Source organism: Pseudomonas sp. FP1742 (assembly GCF_030687145.1).
Taxonomy (GTDB): Bacteria; Pseudomonadota; Gammaproteobacteria; order Pseudomonadales; family Pseudomonadaceae; genus Aquipseudomonas; species Aquipseudomonas frederiksbergensis_D.
Window position 1 is genome coordinate 4,045,831 of sequence record NZ_CP117460.1, and the last position, 14,649, is coordinate 4,060,479.

Sequence of the window (14,649 nt, forward strand, 5' to 3'; positions counted from 1 at the left end):
GACAGGTTATTGTGATGCTCCTCGAAGCCGCTGCTGAATCCTCAACAGGAATCCAGCTTCAAAAGCATCTTGGCAATCACCGACAGGAAGGGTCTTGCGTGTTTGCGCCAGCTCCCACCACAGGGGGATCTCACCGGTTGTATCAAGCCAAGCCTGAGCGCATTGCACGCCACGCTCGATCATCGGGGCAAATTCGCTGCCCCAAGGTGTCAGAAGACTTGAGCAACCATCTGCCGCAGGAATGGAAATGTAGTTTTCGTCCATACACACCCTAGATTTCTGATTTATTGTTAGACGCAGAGTCCAGCCTCGAAAATCTTAACGACACCAAATGAACGCTCGATAACAGGCATGAGCATCAAATGGCCTAGATCAATACCAATGTAGACTATATCCCGTGGATTGAGAGTCCCTCAAGGCGCAATTTGCGCGCATGACTCAAGACTACGAACAGCTTCGCCTGCAACTGGCGGAGAACATCCGCTTGATACGGCGCGTGAAGAACCTTACCCAAGAGCAGCTGGCGCTCATGGCCGAGGTGGATCGTACCTATGTCAGTCAAATCGAACGAGGGGTAGGCAACCCGTCGCTATTGGTCCTGTGCAAACTCGCCAATATTTTCGAGATCACCGCAGATCAGTTACTCATCGAGCCTGACGCCCTTCGCCGTGTGCTGGACATCGAGTAGCCATTTCATCGTCCTGCAAATCCTTGCAAACCGACAACCCCACGTTCGGCTTTATCACTGACAGCCCCCTCTTACATCATTGAACCTGCCCAGGCCATTCATCTAGAGCCTGGATCATGTCTGTTTCCTGCCTGTCAATTGCGCCCCATAATCTACGGCCTTTGGTTCTGAGCATCCTGCTGGCGTGCGGGCCAAGCATGGCGCTGGATACCGGCAGCATCACGTCCTCTGTGTTGTCGCCAAATTGCCTTGCATACAGGGTCGTCGGCATTTGTTTCTGGTTGCTCTGCACACCCTTCGGCTGCACAGTCAAAACCTCGACCAAGGTTCGTCATTTCATTCCTGAACTCGTGGTCTCGAGCTACGCCACCACCGGCAACAACCCCTGGACCGAGATGGCCACCCTCTCCTCTCCTATCCGCGGTGCGGAAGGTGGCGGCAACCTGATCACGCCGAACACCCTGCGCGACAACCTGCCCCGCTTCAAGAACGTCGATGGCATCGGCCACCCCGGTGGCTGGGCCGCCACGCAACTGGCTTCGCAATCCGGCTACGCCTGCGCCAGCGGCGCTACTGCGTACATACCCTACTACCTGAGTACCCTGGACACGTTGGCCTGGCGCCATGGCATCCCGGAAAGTTTCTACCCCGAGTCGCTCATGCCGGGGATCCGTGAAATCGGTAGTCAGGCCTCGGGAAACATGTGGGGCAATGTTTATCCCAGGCAGGGCTTTCTGGTACAGCCCGACGACTTCAAAGCCGCCGCCGTCATGGCGCAACGGGCCGGCGATGTCATTACCCGGAATGGGCAGCCACACGTGTACGTACCGCTCACGCCCGCTAAACGCGATGGTTACTGGCCGCCTGGTCCTATCGTTGAAAACGACGCTTCGACCCACAAGTGGCAATTGCTCTACCCTCAGGTTCAACCCACGTGCACCATCTTCCCCAGCGATCCGGTACAGAGCGCGGATGACGGCTACGCCTGGTCGCTGTGGCGTCCCTATAGCTGTTGTAAACGTGAGGGGCAGACCTTTCTGTTCAGCATCGACTTCGAAGGCGGTGCGTCATGAATCAGCTTCTCACACGAGCATGGTTGGGCGTGGTGAGTCTGTTGCTCTACGGACTGCTCGCCATGGCCACGCATGCCCGCGCCGCCGAAGGCGATTACCGCCTGGGCACTCAGGGTGAAGTACTCGACGACCGGGTGATGTACACCATCGGTGGCGGCTCGGCAGTGGGCTCACCGAGCTCGCTGTATCGACCCAGCGGTCTCGGCGTCGGCGGGTCCTGGCGAGCAAACATGATGTGCGGCAACATGAGCCTTACCAATACCCTACAAAACCAACTGAATGGTGCCACCGAGGGTTTCCAGCAGATCATGGGCAGCATCGTGCAGAACGCGACCCAGGCGGTGATGTCGCTGCCCGCGTTGATCATCCAGCGCGCCAATCCCGGCCTCTATGAGTTGTTGAGCAACGGGGTGATGCAGGGGCGTATCGACTTCGACCGATCCAAACTGACCTGCCAGGCCATGGCCGAAAAGATGGCGGACAAGGTCGGTCAAGCCGGCTGGGGCGCGCTGGCCAAGAACCAAGAAATGCAGGGCAATCTGGAGCAAACCGGCGGTGATGCGGTGGCTGCGGTAAAAAATACCGAGACCCATAACGGCAACAATGGGGTGTCTTGGGTCGGCGGCCAGAAGGCTGGAGGTAGCGGACAGACACCCATCCGCGTGACCTCCGACGTAGTGCGAGCAGGCTACAACCTGCTGCATAACCGGTCGGTGGATGACAGTGCCTCGATCAGTAGCAGTGATTGCCTGGGTGGGGCTATTTGCCAGACCTGGGCTTCGCCCCAGGAGGAATCCGAATGGGCCGTTCGGGTGTTGGGCGAGAGCGAAGTTGCGACCTGCGACAGCTGCGAAACCTTACGTGCGACCGCCGGCAGCGGATTGACGCCGCTGATCCAGGAGGCCTACAGCGAACGCCTCAAGGCTCTGCAAGGGTTGCTGTCGGGTTCACTGCCGCCTACCCCTGACAACCTGGCTAAAGCCTCCAGTTCAATGCTGCCGGTGACCCGTGGCGTGATCGAAGCCCTGCGCGACGATCCCGACCAGGATCTGCTGGCGCGGCGCTTGGCCAGCGAGACAGCCCTGTCCAGCGTGCTCGACAAGGCGCTCCTGCTTCTGCGCACGCTGCTGGCAGGCAGTCACGAACCGAACATCGCTTCAGCCGAACCAGCCCAGACGGCCTTGATGAAAAACATCGACACCTTGGAGCGCGAAATACGCCTGCTACAAACCGAGCTACAGGTCCGGCAGATGCTGGCCACCAATACCGCCAGCCTGGTGCTCGATCGGCATGCGGGTGGTGCCGATGCTTCGCGTACCGTCGAGCAAGGCGACCCCGAGCCGGGTCGACTCAATGATGCTGACGCCAGGCGCAAGTGAGCCATGAAACGCTCACCGCTATTCACTTTGCTTTCGAGTCTGGGGATTGCCGCGGTGATGATCCTGACCGCCGCACTGGTCGCCTGGATCGGCCGTGCTGCGCTGGGTAGTTTCGAGGTCTGGCAGCAGGCGTTCGAATCCGTACGGCCCTATCTGCGGTGGTGGCGTGCCCTGCTCTATGGTGGCTGCTTTGCGCTCTGGTGGGATCTGCTTCGACGCTACCGACATCGACCACAGGATCTGCTACGCGTGAAACGCATCGGGGTATTTGGATTCGTGCTCTTTATCTGCGTCGAACTCACCCGACTGTGAGGCCACCACCATGCTCATGAGCACCAACAGCTACCTGGAGTTTTACCTCTCCCTGCTGGCCTGGATCATCAACAACGGCCTCTGGAGTGTCTTGTCCGACACCGGGCTGTTCGCCGCGCCCTTCGGCGCGATCATCCTCCAGGAGTGGCTGTCGGCCCGTCAGCAAGGCGCGGATGAAGGTAACAAGGGATTGCTCTCGGTGCCGCGGATCGAGAACCGGTTGTGGCTGGCCTACATCGTCGTATTGTTCGGCTGCGCGCCGGTCTTTCCGTTGAGCCTCACCTCAATAGCATTCGACGATGCGGCGAGCCAGCGCTGCGGCGTGAGTGTGGCCAAGCCGGCGGATACCGCCTGGGGGACCACCTTCAATACCATTGGCGAACGCTCCACCAACGTGCCGATCTGGTGGTTTCTGGTGCATGCCTTGAGCAAAGGCGTCACCGCGGCGGCCATCGCCTCCATTCCCTGCGCACCGGATATCCGGCAAATGCGCATGGAGATCGACAGTTCGCGCATCGACAGCCAGGTACTGCTGCAGGAAGTCGCCGACTTCACCCGCGACTGCTATGGCTATTCTCGTTCTCGGCTGTTCACCAACCGTCCGCAGCTGGACAAGACACAAAGTCACGATGCGTCCTGGATCGGCTCAAGCTATTTTCTCGATACGCCCGGCTATTACGACACGGATCGCTCACGCACACCGCGGGCCAGTTGGCCATATGACGAAAGCCGCGATGTTTCCTTACCTCGGCTGGAGAATGGCGCGGGCTACCCCAACTGCAAGCAGTGGTGGAGCGATAGCGGTGTCGGCTTACGCGAGCGCTTGATCGAGCAAGTCGATCCTTCGCTGCTGACTCAGCTGAAAGGTTGGTTGACTGGCCGTTCGAGCAACGAGATCGAGGATGCCACCCTGCGCGAACTGGTCAGCCCGCGCCAGCAATCGATGTCCATGTCGCCCGGACAGGTGTACCAGGACTATGGCTCCAGCGCCCGCGGCGGCTCGATCAATCAGGGGCTCAATAACCTGGCCACCAACACCGGGCTAGCCCTCGGCTCCTTCAGCAACTTCCCGGCGATGAATGCGTTACGCGCCGCCCTACCGATGGTGCAGGCCTTCCTGATCATGGGCGTCATCATCAGCTTGCCGCTGATTCTGTTGATCAGTACCTACCAGCTGAAGACCGTCATGACGGTGACGTTCGCGCTGTTCACGCTGCACATGCTGAGTTTCTGGTGGGAGCTGGCCCGCTGGGTCGACTCCAGCATGCTCGATACCTTGTACAACCAGGTTTCGGCGTCCAATCAGGTGCTGTTGTCGCTGCCCACATCCGGGCTTATGGATGGTACTGTCACCGCGCAGGTGATCGAGTACGTGATGGGGGCAATGTTCGTCGTGCTTCCAATGTTATTTTTGGCTGCGATGAGCTGGGCAGGATATAGCGTTGGCTCAATTGCCGACAGCATGCTTAGCAAAGGAGCAGCTCAAGCGCAGGACGCTGGTGCAAGGGGTGCTGGAGCTCTGATGTCTGCTGGAAAGGCCTTGAGGAAGGGGTGAAGAACTCGACTACAGGTCTTTTAAATCAGGCTGACCAGGTGCGCGGCCATACTCATACTCACCATATGGGTCGTCATATGCTTTGTACCGGAGAGCATCCTTAGGTTTGGTAGGCGTTCCATTGGCTATGGCCCAACACAAGACAATAAGGATCATCACCGATACGGTGAACCATAAGCTCACTAGAAGGAGTCCTGCAGCAACTGCCAACTTGATAACTAGAAAACTCCCGCGAACAAGTAATTTACCTGCGGGCATACCTGCCGTCACCGCGCGCTCAGCCACGCGGGACTCAAACGTTTTCAACCTACGGTAACCACGCTTTACCGACATGCCACAGGCGTATGCCCAGCGGTGGGCACGTGAATTCCGAACAGGTTGCTGAGTCGGCATGGTCTCGCCCTCTTCTGAGCGTTTTCATGGTTGAGACAGGAGTAACAGCCTACTACTGAAAACGGTCCGTGCCTGACCGCTTATCAGTTTGCCCAGTCGAAAAATCTTCACTGGAAGACAGAAGACAAGCCCCGTAAAACAGCTTCTCTACAGTGATTGACCCATGTAATTCGTCCGGCTAAATACTAGGTACGGATCGCTGTTACCGACAGCACCCTTCCCAGATAGTCAGGACCTTCAAGACTACGTCACCTCGGTGATGGTTCTCCCCAAGTGCGATTAGCGTTCGGTAGCTCGCACGGTGACCGTTTCTACGGTGATGAACGCCTACTGCTCTCCTGAGTGCCTTTCGAGCTCTACTCGCCAGACAAACCTTCTTGTTTTTCTTCAACCCACCGCGGGGAAATTCTTTCCCGCACGGGACAGGTTTCTTCGCGCTTTCAACGGAGGCACACCATGTCCGACTCACTTACACCGGAAACACTGAAGCCCCTTCGGTTGCCCATCGTGTTCACGCCTGGCGCGTGGCAACACGCAGTATTGCTCGAGCACTCAGGTCATCCTGAGAGGCTGCAGGTCGATCGGCTGAGCCACGTATTGCGCGCAGCCTTCGAGGCTCACCTATCCTCTCCACACGAGCCCTATGTGCTGTTCGAGGTAGCCCACATCGCGTCAACGGGTCATCCACGCCATCACCCGCTGCTGCAACTGAGCCTTAGCCTGCTCCTCGAGCCGGGTCAGCCTGGCGCCTTGCTGATAGCGCTTGCAGGAGAGGCCAACGCTAAACGCACATAACCGCACTCGGCTCTCAAATCCACATTCGGACAGCATGCAAGACCTGCATCAATCCACCCATCACCCAATCGGGGAACCCTCCCCGACGGGCACGGCGTTCCTCCGTTTTCTCTCGAGGAAAATGCCATGCGCGATATCTACCAAGACGTGACTGACAAGATCGTTACTGCTTTGGACCAAGGCGTTGCCCCCTGGATCAAACCCTGGTCCTCAAGTGGTTCAGCTTACGCCGGTCATCATCAACCCTACCCCATTAACGCCATCACGCGCCGTCCCTACTCCGGGATCAACTTGCCGCTGCTCTGGGCTGAGGCCAGGTTGCAGGGATTCACTCAAGATCGTTGGTTGACCTTCAACCAAGCCAAAAAGGCCGGTGGGCACATCCGTAAGGGTGAACACAGCACTCTGGCGGTGCTCTATAAGCCGATGGAGCGCGAGGAACAGACCGAGTCAGGCCAACCCGTACTTGATGAACATGGTCAGCCCAAGGTCGCTCACTTTGGCATTCTCAGGACGCATTTTCTGTTCAACATCGAGCAAACGGAGGGGCTCGAAACGCTCAATGACACCCTGCTCGAGACAGACCCGACCGGCCCCTTCCTGGCCAACAGCGCTGCGGAAAATCTGCTGTTACGTTCGGGGGCAAACATCGTGCATCGCTCTGCCGACGAAGCCTTTTACCACCCGATCAGGGATCTCATCCAACTGCCGACAAAAGCGCAATTTCACGATGAAGGTGGGTACTACGCCACCGCGCTGCACGAGCTAACGCACTGGACCGGGCATCACGCTCGGTTGCAGCGCGAAGGCGTGACGTCAGCCTGCCCATTCGGCTCGCCAGGCTACGCTTTTGAGGAGTTGATCGCCGAGATGGGCGCTGCGTTTTTATGCGCCTACGCTGGCATACAGGGAGAACTGCGGCACGAGGGCTATATCGATTCCTGGCTCGGCCTGCTCAAGGCTGACAAACGCGCGATCTTTCGCGCCAGTGGTCACGCCCGAAGCGCCTCGGAGTATGTGCTCAACCTGGAGCAGCAACTGAAGCAGACGGTAATGGATGACTCACGATGCATGAACGATGGAGTTTGATCGTTACCTCACCGCTGCAATCGCATCACAGGGCCCAACACGAGTTGGGCCTTTTTTCTACGCCCAGAAAAATCCCTATGCCGCGGGGCACTGATGCAAAGAATCAGAGAGGGCACACACCCGCAGCCTGTCATTCCGTATCCAGGTTCTGCGCCAGAAAATCCACCAAATCGAGCGGACTCCGGCTGTCGATCACCTTGTAGATCAGATCGCGCTTACTGCGCGGCAACTTCTTGACCACGCTCTTCGCCGAGGCCCTGACGGCCTCGTCGGTCCCATGGATACGTGCCGCGAGCAGCAGCACGAGCGTGGCGTCAGTAAGGTTCATGGCAAGACCCAAAAAATATGCACCGCAGTGTACCGACTCTTGTCTTTTCCGTACCACCCCCCCAACAAAACGATGCCTAGCGGTATCGAGATTCCGATTGCCGCACAAAGGGACACGAGCCAAAAGGACGGGTAAGGGTTGGAAGGGAATGGGGATTCAAGGGTAAGAGCCCTATCCGAAAAGGCTAAAAGGCCACTGACCCAGCGACTTCCCGGAGGTCACAATGCTCAGTTTGTTTCGCCACAAAAGGAAGAAGCCCCCTCCGCCATCGACCGTGAGTGTCGCCGAAGGTTACCTACCCATCGAGTCGGCCCACAGCTTGTTAGCAGCGGAGCACCGCCACCAGTTGCTCGATCGCATCTGGCAGTACACCGCCCTCTCCCACGCGCAGTTCATCCAACTCTATTTAAATCCGATCCATCGCTACGCCGAACAGGTCCAGCAACTCCCGGCCAGCGAGACGCACCACCATGCTTATCTCGGGGGCATTCTCGACCATGGACTGGAGCTGGTCGCTTGCAGTTTGAAACTGCGTCAGTCGTACCTACTGCCCACCGGCGCCGCGCCCGAAGACCAGGCCGCCCAGACCGACGCTTGGTCCGCTGGCATCGCCTATGGCGCCCTGCTGCATGACATCGGCAAGATCGCCGTGGACCTGCAGGTCGAACGCCAGGATGGCCGGCTTTGGCATCCTTGGCAGGGTCCCCTGGATCAGCCCTACCGTTTTCGTTACCTCAAAGGTCGTGACTACCACCTGCACGGTGCCGCCGCAGGCTTGCTCTATACCCAGATTCTCGACCGCTCGATCCTGGACTGGCTCAGTGGATTTCCGTCGCTGTGGGCCAGTCTGCTGTATGTCCTGGCCGGTCAGTATGAACATGCTGGTGTGCTGGGCGAACTGGTGATTCAAGCCGACCGCGTCTCCACCGCGCAGAACATCGGCGGCAACCCAAGCAAGGCGCTGCAAGCGCCGATTCATTCGCTGCAACATCACTTGATCAGCGGACTGCGTCATCTGGTTCAACATGAGCTGAAACTCAACCAACCGGGTGCCGCGGGTTGGTTGACTCAAGACGCACTGTGGCTGGTCAGCAAGACGGTCACGGACAAGCTGCGAGCCTATCTGCTGTCACAATCGATTGAGGGCATTCCCTCATCCAACATCGCAGTGTTCGATGAACTGCAATCTCATGGGCTGGTCGAGTCGACCCCGGAAGGCAAAGCCATCTGGACCGCGCTTGTCGTGCAGGGATACTGGCAGCAGAGCTTCACCTTCCTGCGCCTTCAACCGACGTTGATTTGGGGGAATGAAGACCGGCCTGAGGCTTTCAGCGGAACAGTGAGCATGGCAGCCGATGACCACCCGACTGACGCTCCGGCATCACCACCGCCCATGGCGGTGAATAAAAAACCAACTCAAAGCCCATCGCAGCCAGATCTCTTGGCCATGGAAGATGCCGACTACCTCGGAACGTTACTGGACATGTTCGAATTGGCAGACCCCGAGGCCACTGATGCACCGTCAGAAAGCGCCCTCGAAATATCAAGCCCCCCTTCGGACAACCCTGGCCAGGCATTCTTGAATTGGGTCAAGGAAGGCATCCTGAGCCACAAGCTGGTCATCAATGACAGCAAGGCCAAAATCCACACAGTGGGTGGCAGCGTATTTCTGGTCACGCCTGGTCTCTTCCAACGCTACGCGCAGGAGTTTCCTGGTATCTCACAGGGTACCGATCAAGAGATTGAAGAATGGCGTTGGGTGCAGAAGCAGTTCGAGAAACTGAAGGTCCACAAGAGGCGAGACAACGGTCTGAATATCTGGGCATGCCAAGTGCAAGGCCCAAGGAAGAAAACCACCTTGAAGGGATATCTGATCGAGGAACCGAAGTTACTTTTTGAATCGATACCACCAGATAATCCTTTTCTGAAAATCGAAAAATATTAAATTTCCGCAGTGCCCCGTTAGTGGGGATCGAAGCGCAGAGTTGACTCTGGAGTAACTCGCGAACTCACCGCTCTGTTACCCACCCCCGGTGGTGAATCGCGCCCAATGATGGATTGGACCGGCTAAGACTAAGGGCCACAGAAATAAAGGCCTACAGATCATTACAATTATCCTCGTACCACTTTTGTACCAGATTAGTTGCTAGACACCTTCAAATTTTCTGCTTGAGCAGACCGCCAAGGGTGACAGTCGCGTTACAGCCAGAAATGGCCACTCGATAAGATGAATCAGATCCACTTTTCATCCCAGACAACCAGATCTGCTTTACTGAGCAAAAATCGCGTTTATGTCCGCCATGCAGAGCATCGGTACACCCTTATAGTCCCGCCAAACTGCAGGCCTTAAGTGCGCGATAGGTGACCGTTCGACGCGGATCATCCTCCGGGAAAATTGTGTGGACATGGGCAGAAGCAATTGTCGTCCCGTTATTTTCGTAGAACTCAATAACTAAGCCTGTCGGAGGCGTTCCTCCACCTGGCCCTTGAACACGAACCTTAGAGTAATCTGTGAGTACATTCCAGGATCCGAGGTTCCAACTTATACCCATTTGTACCGCAGCATCTTGCCAATATCGTCCTACACAATTAGCAGCTTCAGGAACAGATCCGGCCATTTTCTCTGTTACAAATGGTGGTTCCTCCAGTGTTCTAGTCTCAGTAACGATACCAAATGAGCATCCACTCATTAGTATCAATAATAAAATCGCGGAACCATTTTTGATAATTTCGTTCATTTCTCTCACTGACCGTTAATAAGAAGTAGTGTGAATTTCAATCTACCCATCTATGAAAGACATTAACCAGAGATCCCTTTAGTCCTTCAGGCTAGTACACCGATGTAAATGACGCTATGGCGGAACCATAAAAGTCTGGTATTCCGCATATGGGGATCGTGGCGACCACGGGCTTACAAAAAAGGCCCCCACCCCGAGACTCGGGGCGGGGGCCTTTTTGACCAAACACCTGTTATGCGTAGCGCTAGTGCCCCGACGGGTCGCGAAAGTTGATGGGATCGCCCGTGCAGTAGGCATAGGCGTTCGGCCCCCCTTCGCCGAACGGGCTGAGGTTGTCGGGAGACAGAAACCGCACCTGCGCAATGGCCTCGGAACCGCCCACCACGCCGGCATCGGCCGCGAGGCCCACGTTCACACCTTGGGCCAGCGGGTCCAGCTCAAACGGTGGGATTTGGAGAATGTCGCTCATGGTGGGTCATCCTTGATGGTGCAGTGGGGAGTCGTCAGTATAGAACGGTATTCTGGCGGGGCCTTTCTCCCAATCCGCTGCACACTGCCACCACATAAAATTTACGCTCCCATCCATGACTGGCAGTAGCGTACTGACTTACTTCAATTACGTCCTCCATAAGCTGGGTGCTGGATTTGGCAGCTTCCCAAGCTGACAACGAGGGTCGATCCCTTCACCCGCACCACTATATTCAAGGCCTCCAGCAGCGTCGAGGAAGCGTCAGGCGAAGCTGATGACAGTTTTCGGTGACAGTTACTCAATTTGCATGGATGCGCCAGCTTGGCCCCCTCCCTCTGCAATACCCGGTTTTTAGGTTGACCCATGGGAAAAAGGTAATTTTGGTAATTTCTTTTTTAACTCGCTTAATAACTCTATAAAATCAAAGACTTGAGTGAATTCTATAAAGGTAATAATAGGGTAAGGAATAGGTTAGAAAATTACCTTTGACCTTAGTAATTACCGCTTCTTAAAAAACCCTTTAAAATCAGCTAGTTGGCAAAATATTACCTCCAGCCTTACCAAATATTACCCTCTGAGGTAATGTGTAGAAGCGACGGTTTATAAGGGCTACAGCCCATTCTCCGCGTCGCCTTACCAAAATTACCCTTTCCCCGCCCTCGACCTGAAAATACCCTTCCGGCTACGCTGCTATGCTTCCAATTTTCCGAATGGAGTCGAAGCCATGGCCAGCGAATATTCCCTCTCTGTGGTTCTTGAAAGAATCTACGAAAACCAGCAAGCCTTGGAAGCAGCGATAATGGAGCTGACGCTCGTGGCAGAACAGCAAGGCTTCGCTGTCGCCGGTGACAACGCTCGGACTGCCCTGGATCGAATTGGCGAGAATGCTGGCTTTGTCAAGCAGGGCTTAGCGCGCCTGAGAGCGATTGAGAATGAATAGGGCCTGACTATGAAGCTTGAGCGGGGGGAGCCGTTCAAAAACAGCGAGGTGGCCTAAAGCCCCCCCACACAAGCCTCCCTCAGTGAAATGCCGCTATAGATGAAAGGTGTCTTGCGTTGCAAATACCTTTCGTTGCCGGTAGGTCTATGTAATCATGCTGCGGTTTGATTTTTGTTCAGGATGAACGAATGAGGAAGAAAGTATGAAATTAGTATCTTTAAAGTATTCAGAAAATATCGGCCATGACCGAGAATGGATTCTTAACGAACTCACGCTTGGCGACAAAAACTTAATCGTCGGACGTAACTCTGCTGGTAAGTCTAGAACTCTGCACGTACTCGGAAGCCTGGCTCGCATTTTAACAAGCTCTCAATATATGCTACCAACATCGTGCAAATACCATTGCGAATGGACTAACAGCTCCGGCAGCCTGTACGCATATGAATACACTGTGGAAAATAGCCGCATCACACTAGAACGACTAACTATCGATAACAAAATCTATATCGACAGGAAGGAAGTTGGTTTCGGAGTCATTTACTACGAACAAGTTAATGGAGGGACGAATCTTCCATTTCAATCGCCAGAAAATGAATTTGCAATAGCTAAACGCCGAGATGTTTTACAGCATTCCTTCATAGAACCTCTTCATCTCTGGGCATCTGAATTAAGGCATTTCTTTTTTGGAAGCGCTTTCGGCAAGGACCAGCTTGCAGTCTTCATACCAAATATGCCACCGGTTGACGAACGAGATTCAAATCAAGTTGTTGGTTTATTTAGGAATGCTGTACGAGATTTCGGAGACGAGTTTCTTAATTCAATTTTACAAGACATGCAACATCTTGGTTACGACTTGCAATCGGTAGAGTTGGGCTTTCCTGTTTCTATAGACCCTCTCGTTGTGCCGCCCGGACTGAACTGTATAAAAATCAAGGAAGTCGGCGTTAGAGGACATGTAGATCAACTTACAATGTCGCAAGGCATGTACAGGGTCCTAGCTCTTTTAGTTAATGTTAACTACCTACTACTAAAAAAGACAAGCACTTGTGTAATCATTGATGATATCGGCGAGGGACTTGACTTTGAACGCTCCTGCAAACTCATATCTTTATTGAGACAAAAAGCTCAAGACTCAAATATTCAAATAATAATGTCTACGAATGATAGATTCGTCATGAATGAAGTACCTTTATCCGAGTGGACTGTTCTGCACCGCATCGGCTCTGAGGTCCATGTAAGCAACTACCACAACTCCAAAGAAAAATTCGACGAGTTTAGATTTACAGGATTAAGCAATTTTTCATTTTTTGAAATGGATTACCTAACAGATCAAGGTGAGGAACTATAATGAGACGATTAGCATTTTTTGTAGAAGGATATTCTGAAATGCTTTTCGTGGAGAGACTTGTCGTAGCTATTGCGGGAAAAAATGAAGTTCGTATTGAAGAGATTAGAATCAAAGGCGGCAAAACTGTTCCGAAGAGCATTGTTACCGTAAAGGCGGCAGATGATGACGTGGGTCAGCAATACTATATTTTGATAGTCGATTGCGGTGGAGATCACCAAGTAAGGACTAGACTTCAAGAAGAGCATCAAAACTTGACTGACAAAGGATATGAGAAAATCGTATGTGTTCGAGACGTCCGACCGTCATTTTCTCGCGCGGATATCCCTAAGCTTTATGCCGGTTTAAGAACTGGCTTAAACACGGACCTTACACCCGTAGACTTTATTCTGTCTATCATGGAAGTCGAAGCGTGGTTTTTGGCTGAGTTCAATCACTACGAAAAAATAGATCCGTCACTTACACCAAGTATGGTAGCGTCGTTCCTCACATTCGATCCCACTACAGATGATCCAACCCTGAGAGATGAGCCTGCGGCGGATTTGAACAACTGCTATGCGTTGGTAGGTCAAGCGTATACAAAGGGCGATGTCACTCGCACAATGGACGCTCTTGATTACGCATACGTGTACACAGATTTGGGCGACCGCATACCGGAAATTAAACGGCTGGTAGCGCATGTGGATTTATTTTTAACTCCAGAATGAGGGCTGCGTAAATCACAATTTTCTATCGATACAACTCCATAACCTTCAGGGGATGGGTTCGGAGCCAGGAAGTCACTGCTAGCTCGTTTGCCGATCATCCATAACTGCCCTAGTGGAATTCAAGCGTTTGGATCATTCATTTTAATTGGCATTGCGATATTTATCACTTACCCCCCAGCGCCAAAATCAATGGGTTTTGGTCTCTATTACAGTGAAATGGGCTAAACGACCTAGAAGCCTTGCTGCACTGCGTTTCCCAGCGATGTTGTCACCTTCCTAAGATACGTGCCCCCTCCCCTGATGCGAGCTATTGAGAAATAGAAAACTCGATAAAGCGCTTGTTTTCAAACAATGCTCCCTTGCGAAACGGGGTCTCCAGAGATCACCACCAAACTTGTCTTGCTCCGTTCCCTGCGCAAAGCCGCTGCACTTTTTTGCAAATCCTTTCACTTCGTGAAATCGCCATATGCAGTGCAAGCCCCGCTGTGGGCTTAGGCGCGCTCTTGACTTGCACACCACCAGCCTTTGCAAAAAAAAGGAACACATAGCCCGTCGGCGGGAGGGGGATAAGTGCTTTTTCGCCTGTTTTTTCTTGAGCTGCGATTTTTTCCCTCGTAACGCGTTTGCCGTCAGTCGCCCTTAGCATTCCAATGAAAAAGGTGGCTCCGATGAGCAGAGAATCCGCGCAGGCTGAAGACGCCAAATCATTAGCCATCGCGCATTGGCAAATCATGTTGCGCGATGAAATAGCGTTACTCGCAATGCCCGGTGCCCACACAATGCATTGCTTAGGGGGCACATGCGTTGTACCAGAGCCGTGTGATTGATGATCTAGGTG

The 14,649-nt window shown here is 54.1% G+C and carries 15 protein-coding genes and 1 pseudogene; 11 read left to right on the forward strand and 5 right to left on the reverse strand.

Annotation, left to right across the window (positions count from 1 at the left end):
* Positions 1-6: 6 nt before the first annotated feature.
* Positions 7-264, reverse strand: coding sequence for a LasR-specific antiactivator QslA (locus PSH64_RS17890; protein WP_305478029.1), 258 nt, complete (start codon positions 262-264; stop codon positions 7-9).
* Between the two features lie 169 nt (positions 265-433).
* On the opposite strand from PSH64_RS17890, the gene PSH64_RS17895 reads away from it, so the two are divergent.
* From PSH64_RS17895 to PSH64_RS17915, 5 genes are all read left to right on the forward strand, one after another.
* Positions 434-688 (forward strand): helix-turn-helix domain-containing protein, encoded by a 255-nt coding sequence (locus PSH64_RS17895; protein WP_087092597.1) that lies wholly within the window; start codon positions 434-436, stop codon positions 686-688.
* Between the two features lie 116 nt (positions 689-804).
* A complete protein-coding gene (locus PSH64_RS17900) occupies positions 805-1,761 on the forward strand; it encodes a TIGR03756 family integrating conjugative element protein (protein WP_305478030.1) in 957 nt (318 codons plus the stop codon).
* The gene (locus PSH64_RS17905) at positions 1,758-3,140 is read left to right on the forward strand and encodes an integrating conjugative element protein (RefSeq protein WP_305478032.1); all 1,383 of its coding nucleotides are present in this window, start codon (positions 1,758-1,760) and stop codon (positions 3,138-3,140) included. The genes PSH64_RS17900 and PSH64_RS17905 overlap by 4 nt, the downstream gene beginning before the upstream one ends.
* A gap of 3 nt (positions 3,141-3,143) precedes the next feature.
* On the forward strand, positions 3,144-3,452 hold the full coding sequence (locus PSH64_RS17910) for a hypothetical protein (protein ID WP_305478033.1): 309 nt from the start codon (positions 3,144-3,146) through the stop codon (positions 3,450-3,452).
* A gap of 10 nt (positions 3,453-3,462) precedes the next feature.
* Complete coding sequence (locus tag PSH64_RS17915) at positions 3,463-5,007, forward strand: conjugal transfer protein TraG N-terminal domain-containing protein (RefSeq protein ID WP_305478034.1); 1,545 nt, start codon at positions 3,463-3,465, stop codon at positions 5,005-5,007.
* A gap of 9 nt (positions 5,008-5,016) precedes the next feature.
* Here PSH64_RS17915 and PSH64_RS17920 read toward each other — a convergent pair whose 3' ends face one another.
* Positions 5,017-5,400 (reverse strand): DUF3742 family protein, encoded by a 384-nt coding sequence (locus PSH64_RS17920; protein WP_305478035.1) that lies wholly within the window; start codon positions 5,398-5,400, stop codon positions 5,017-5,019.
* A 456-nt stretch (positions 5,401-5,856) separates the two neighbouring features.
* Here PSH64_RS17920 and PSH64_RS17925 point away from each other — a divergent pair, with 456 nt between their 5' ends.
* Together PSH64_RS17925 and PSH64_RS17930 are read left to right on the forward strand one after the other, a co-directional pair.
* Positions 5,857-6,195 carry a hypothetical protein gene (locus PSH64_RS17925; protein ID WP_305478036.1) on the forward strand — a complete coding sequence of 113 codons (339 nt, stop codon included), beginning with the start codon at positions 5,857-5,859 and terminating at the stop codon, positions 6,193-6,195.
* Positions 6,196-6,321: 126 nt separating this feature from the next.
* Complete coding sequence (locus PSH64_RS17930; RefSeq protein WP_305478037.1) at positions 6,322-7,284, forward strand: ArdC family protein; 963 nt, start codon at positions 6,322-6,324, stop codon at positions 7,282-7,284.
* Between the two features lie 130 nt (positions 7,285-7,414).
* Here the strand turns inward: PSH64_RS17930 and PSH64_RS17935 are convergent, their stop codons facing one another.
* Positions 7,415-7,612, reverse strand: a complete 198-nt coding sequence (locus PSH64_RS17935; RefSeq protein ID WP_044269227.1) for a hypothetical protein — start codon at positions 7,610-7,612, stop codon at positions 7,415-7,417.
* A gap of 223 nt (positions 7,613-7,835) precedes the next feature.
* On the opposite strand from PSH64_RS17935, the gene mobH reads away from it, so the two are divergent.
* The gene (gene mobH / locus PSH64_RS17940) at positions 7,836-9,557 is read left to right on the forward strand and encodes a MobH family relaxase (RefSeq protein WP_305478038.1); all 1,722 of its coding nucleotides are present in this window, start codon (positions 7,836-7,838) and stop codon (positions 9,555-9,557) included.
* 376 nt (positions 9,558-9,933) lie between these two features.
* Here mobH and PSH64_RS17945 read toward each other — a convergent pair whose 3' ends face one another.
* Together PSH64_RS17945 and PSH64_RS17950 are read right to left on the reverse strand one after the other, a co-directional pair.
* On the reverse strand, positions 9,934-10,350 hold the full coding sequence (locus PSH64_RS17945; RefSeq protein WP_305478040.1) for a hypothetical protein: 417 nt from the start codon (positions 10,348-10,350) through the stop codon (positions 9,934-9,936).
* Positions 10,351-10,597: 247 nt separating this feature from the next.
* Positions 10,598-10,705, reverse strand: a pseudogene (locus PSH64_RS17950) (RHS repeat-associated core domain-containing protein); the annotation flags it as partial.
* An 838-nt stretch (positions 10,706-11,543) separates the two neighbouring features.
* Between PSH64_RS17950 and PSH64_RS17955 the strand changes: the two are divergent.
* From PSH64_RS17955 to PSH64_RS17965, 3 genes are all read left to right on the forward strand, one after another.
* The gene (locus PSH64_RS17955; protein ID WP_305478041.1) at positions 11,544-11,759 is read left to right on the forward strand and encodes a hypothetical protein; all 216 of its coding nucleotides are present in this window, start codon (positions 11,544-11,546) and stop codon (positions 11,757-11,759) included.
* 202 nt (positions 11,760-11,961) lie between these two features.
* On the forward strand, positions 11,962-13,107 hold the full coding sequence (locus PSH64_RS17960) for an AAA family ATPase (RefSeq protein WP_305478042.1): 1,146 nt from the start codon (positions 11,962-11,964) through the stop codon (positions 13,105-13,107).
* Positions 13,107-13,811, forward strand: coding sequence for a hypothetical protein (locus tag PSH64_RS17965; RefSeq protein WP_305478043.1), 705 nt, complete (start codon positions 13,107-13,109; stop codon positions 13,809-13,811). The genes PSH64_RS17960 and PSH64_RS17965 overlap by 1 nt, the downstream gene beginning before the upstream one ends.
* The last annotated feature ends 838 nt before the right edge of the window (positions 13,812-14,649 follow it).